5 protein-coding genes and 1 pseudogene are annotated in these 4,042 nt (G+C 66.5%); 3 read left to right on the top strand and 3 right to left on the bottom strand.

Annotated features, from left to right (window positions below; all coding sequences use genetic code 11):
* The first annotated feature begins 6 nt into the window (after window positions 1-6).
* Together HMPREF0298_RS06370 and HMPREF0298_RS06365 are read left to right on the top strand one after the other, a co-directional pair.
* On the top strand, window positions 7-654 hold the full coding sequence (locus tag HMPREF0298_RS06370; RefSeq protein WP_006840307.1) for a TVP38/TMEM64 family protein: 648 nt from the start codon (window positions 7-9) through the stop codon (window positions 652-654).
* 6 nt (window positions 655-660) lie between these two features.
* Window positions 661-1,209: a hypothetical protein gene (locus HMPREF0298_RS06365; RefSeq protein ID WP_006840306.1), complete on the top strand. Its 549-nt coding sequence runs from the start codon at window positions 661-663 to the stop codon at window positions 1,207-1,209.
* Here the strand turns inward: HMPREF0298_RS06365 and HMPREF0298_RS06360 are convergent.
* Genes HMPREF0298_RS06360 through HMPREF0298_RS06350 form a run of 3 tightly spaced genes read right to left on the bottom strand, consistent with a single transcriptional unit; the run spans window position 1,206 to window position 3,731 of the window.
* On the bottom strand, window positions 1,206-2,441 hold the full coding sequence (locus tag HMPREF0298_RS06360; protein ID WP_006840305.1) for an SPFH domain-containing protein: 1,236 nt from the start codon (window positions 2,439-2,441) through the stop codon (window positions 1,206-1,208). The genes HMPREF0298_RS06365 and HMPREF0298_RS06360 overlap by 4 nt on opposite strands.
* Entirely contained in the window at window positions 2,441-2,869 is a 429-nt protein-coding gene (locus HMPREF0298_RS06355; RefSeq protein WP_006840304.1) for an NfeD family protein, read from the bottom strand. The genes HMPREF0298_RS06360 and HMPREF0298_RS06355 overlap by 1 nt, the downstream gene beginning before the upstream one ends.
* A gap of 19 nt (window positions 2,870-2,888) precedes the next feature.
* Window positions 2,889-3,731, bottom strand: coding sequence for a DUF3097 domain-containing protein (locus HMPREF0298_RS06350; protein WP_006840303.1), 843 nt, complete (start codon window positions 3,729-3,731; stop codon window positions 2,889-2,891).
* A 45-nt stretch (window positions 3,732-3,776) separates the two neighbouring features.
* Here HMPREF0298_RS06350 and HMPREF0298_RS12440 point away from each other — a divergent pair.
* Window positions 3,777-4,042: pseudogene (locus HMPREF0298_RS12440) on the top strand (hypothetical protein); the annotation flags it as partial.

The raw sequence follows: 4,042 nt of genomic DNA, 5'->3' as shown, positions 1-4,042 counted from the left end.
CCCCCAATGAGCAGATCTCGGATTGCGCTCGTCGCTGTCGCCGCTGCCCTCTTTGCCACCGCATGGGTGCTTCTCGACGTCCCCTCGCTCGCCGTCCTGCGCACCTGGGCTGACCAGACCGGCGCCTGGTTCCCGATTCTCTTTTGGGTGCTCTACGTCGTGGTGACGCAATTGCCCATCCCCCGCACCGTGATGACGATCTCGGCCGGGGTTCTCTTTGGCACGCTGTGGGGAATCGTGATCGCGCTCAGTGCCACGACGGTGGCCGCGGCGATCTCGCTGTTGATCGTGCGCTTTCTGCTGCGCGACTTCGTGGAGGCCCGGTTGAACCACCCCGCGATAAAGTCGATCAACCTCTGGCTCGAACAGCGCGGGTGGCTGGCCATCGCGAGTTTGCGCCTGATCGCCGTGGTGCCGTTTTCCATCTTGAACTATGCAGCGGCGCTTTCGCGGGTGCCGGTTGGCGCGTTCACCCTGGCCACGCTAGTCGGCTCCGCGACGAACACGGTGATCGTCGCGGTGTTCGGCGATGCGCTCACTGGCGAGGCGAACACGGTAGTTCTCATCATCATGGCGGTGCTGGCGGTTGTCGGTACCGCGGGATTGCTTCTTGACGCCACCCTGCCGACGCGCCGAGTAAACGCGTTAGACTAGACCGTTATGATCGCCGTCCACGCCCGCTACCGCGGTAAAGAGAAAGGTCGCGCCCAGCTTGTGAAGCGTTCGGCCGAGGCGCTGTCTACGTTGCCCGGCGTGGGTGCGTTCGAGGTTGTCGGCGTGGAGGATATCCGCGCCCACGTGGACACCCCTGATGACGCCGTCAACGTCATCATGGCGCTGCTCTCCGACGGCAACTGGGCTATCGGGCTAGGGGTCACCGTGCGAGGTAGCGCCGTCGACGCCGCGACCGAGGCCGCCGGGCGGAAGCCGGCAAGCGTCGGCGTCGTCACCGAAGCGGACGGCAGCGCATCAGCGGATATTGCGGCTGTCTTCGCGCTGATCGCGCACGTCTTGCTCAAGCGCACGCTGGAGGGGCGGGAGGCGACGGCGTTAGTGCGTCGCGGCTTCAACCAGAACGAGGCCGCCGAGGCGCTGGGCATTTCCAAGCAGGCAATGAGCCAGCGGCTTCAGGCGGCCGGGTGGCAGGCGGAGCAGGCCGGGGTCGCGCTCGCGTTCAACCTGATCGGCCGCGCCGCCCACCTGGATTAGGAATCCTGCTCCGCGACGGGTTCAGGTGCGCGGTTGACGACGGGCTCGGCGATGGGCTCCTGCGCGCGCGAGCGGGTCACGAGGTCGCTGCCGGCGTTGGTGGCGCGCTCGAGTTCGGGGCGATCCATCGTCGGGTCCGGGGCGTCGACGTGCTTGTTGGCCACGGCGCGGGCCTCGGCAAGTGCCTTGGCCAGCTCAGGGTCGGTGGAGGTGTCGAACCAGCGGTCGGTGTCCTCCACCTCGGCCATGTCCTTGGTCTCCTGGTCCACGCTGGTGGTTTCGTAGCGGAAGACCCCGTCGTCGTCCTTTTTGGCGAATGCCTTGGCAAACTGCTCGAGCGAATCGCCGAGCTGCGAGGGGATCATCCACATCGTCGCGGCCTCGTTGTTCGCGATCTCCGGCAGCTTCTCAAGGTACTGGTACGCCAGCAGCTCGGGGGTGACGCCGGAGGACTTGATGGCAGCGTTGACCTTTTGCAGGGCGCGGGCTTCACCTTGAGCCGGGAGGAACTTCGCGGCGCGGTCGCCCTCGGCGCGCAGGATCATTGCCTGGCGCTCGGCCTCGGCGGACAAAATGGCGGCGTGCTTTTCGCCCTCTGCGGAAAGGATGCGGGCCTGCTTCTCACCCTCGGCGGTCTTGATGTCGGACTCGCGCTTACCCTCCGCGGTAAGAATCATCGCGCGTTTTTCACGGTCCGCCTTCATCTGCATTTCCATGGACTGCTGGATCGACGGCGGCGGATCAATCGCCTTGAGCTCAACGCGGCTGATGCGAAGGCCCCACTTCGCGGTCGCGGCGTCGAGCTCGCCGCGCAGTCGCCGGTTGATGGTTTCGCGCGACGTCAGGGTTTCTTCCAGGGTCATGCCGCCGACGACGTCGCGAAGCGTAGCGACGGAGATCTGCTCCACGCCGACGAGGTAGTTGTCCACGCCGTAGATCGCCTTGGCGGGGTCGTTGATTTGGAAAGTGACCACGATGTCGATGGCCACCGTCAGGTTGTCCTGCGTGATCACGGCCTGCGGCGGGAATGACACGACGCGCTCGCGCGTATCGACGCGCTGGCGAACGCGGTCGATAAACGGCACGAGCAGGGTCACTCCGCCGGAGACGGTGCGGGTGTAGCGGCCAAGGCGCTCAATGACCGCGGCCTCGCCTTGCTGGATCATCTTGATGGAACTGAACAGGATCGCCACCACCAAGATGATGATGACGGCTGCAACTATTGCGCCCACTAGGGCTCCTTCCAGACGACCGCAACGGGGCCGTCGATATCCGAAACGGTAACGTGCGCTCCAGCCGGAATGGTCTCGTACGGGTCGAGCGAGCGGGCGGACCAGATGCCGCCGTCGAGACGCACCTGCCCACCGTGCGGGGTGATGTCCTCGAGCACTTCGGCGCGGGCGCCGACGAGGGCTCGCGGGCTGTCGTCGTAGGCCCCTGGTTTGTGGAACTGCTTGTGCAGGTAGGGGCGAAGGAAGAACCAGAACGCGGCCGAGGACGCGACGAACACCGCCACTTCGGCCCACAGGGGGATCCCCGCTAACGAGACACCGGCTGCTGTGAGCGCACCCGCGGCGAGCATAAGGAACGTGAATTCACCGGCGGCCAGTTCGAGGCCAGCCAGTACTGCTGCTGCGATAAACCAAACGATTGGGCCCACACCCGCCACCTTACATGCGTCAGAGGTCCGACTTTTTTAGCTGCGGGTTGGTGACGAAGTCAACGAGCCTTTCGACGGCCCCGATCAGCGTGTAGTCCAAGTCCTTGTACGTGTTCACGGCTGAGTACACGCGGTGCCACCCTTCCGAGGTGTCGCCCCAGCCGAGCCGGCGGCACACGCCCTGCTTCCAGTCCTCGCCGTACGGCACCTGCGGCCACTGGCGAATGCGCACGCTCAAGGGCTTCACGGCGGCCCAGATGTCGATGTAGGGGTGGCCGGTGACAAGGACGTCGGGCCCGACGTTCTCCACGAGCCGGGTCTCCTTGCTGCCCTCGACAAGGTGGTCGGCGAGAACGCCGATGCGCCTGCCCGGGCCGGGCTGAAACTCCTCCAGTCGTGCCGCGAGGTTATCGAGCCCCTCGAGGTATTCCACCACTACTCCCTCCACACGCAGGTCGTGGCCCCACACCTTTTCCACGATCGCTGCGTCGTGGATGCCTTCGACCCAGATGCGGCTCGGCGTCGCGACCTTCGCGCGCACCCCTTCGACGCGCCGCGACCCCGAGTTCGACACCGCCGGGGCCTGCCGTGCGGCGACGGCCCGTGTCAGCGTGACCCGGCGGCCCTCGAGCTCGAACGCCCCGGGGAGCATCTTGAACAGCCGCTGCGTTCCGCGGCGGTCTTCGAGCCTGACGAAGTCGCCGTCGTAGGTGCGCTCGAACGCGATGACCGCGCCGACGAAATCGGAGCCGCCGACCTCGACGACGATGCCCGGTTCGGCCGGGACCTCAGGGTATGCGGGCTTGCGCCGCCGGGCGTGGCCGTTGAGGATGTCTGCTGCATAGGGGTCGTTACGTGTCATAGTCGGCACAGTCTACCGCGCGACGGTGCGCTACCATTGCCCCTCATGCACATCCGAGCAGGCGTCTACTCCCCGCTGCAAAACACCGCGGTGTGGCTCGCCGCGTGGCTCTACGGCGCCGAGTCCACCGACGAGACGGCCGCGGCGCTGACCGACCTCGGCGGCCGTCACATCTACCGCGACGAGGGCATCGCCGCCTTGCTTCTCGACGCCCGCACCAGCGCCGACTTGAGCTCACGCGAGCCTGTAGTCCGCCTGATTCTGTGGGGGCCGGGCCAGGCGGCCACGCTGCGTGCCGGCTCCCCCGCGCG

Origin of the sequence: Corynebacterium lipophiloflavum DSM 44291, from assembly GCF_000159635.1 — a bacterium.
In the GTDB taxonomy this organism is placed as follows: Bacteria; Actinomycetota; Actinomycetes; order Mycobacteriales; family Mycobacteriaceae; genus Corynebacterium; species Corynebacterium lipophiloflavum.
Note: the sequence above shows the minus strand (reverse complement) of the source record. Positions and strands in the feature narration are given on the sequence as shown.

What these genes read in the sequence shown, in the direction of transcription:
- HMPREF0298_RS06370 (WP_006840307.1), top strand. Translation starts at nt 7, where the DNA reads ATGAGCAGATCTCGGATTGCGCTCGTCGCTGTCGCCGCTGCCCTCTTT.
- HMPREF0298_RS06365 (WP_006840306.1), top strand. Translation starts at nt 661, where the DNA reads ATGATCGCCGTCCACGCCCGCTACCGCGGTAAAGAGAAAGGTCGCGCC.
- HMPREF0298_RS06350 (WP_006840303.1), bottom strand. Translation starts at nt 3,731, where the DNA reads ATGACACGTAACGACCCCTATGCAGCAGACATCCTCAACGGCCACGCC.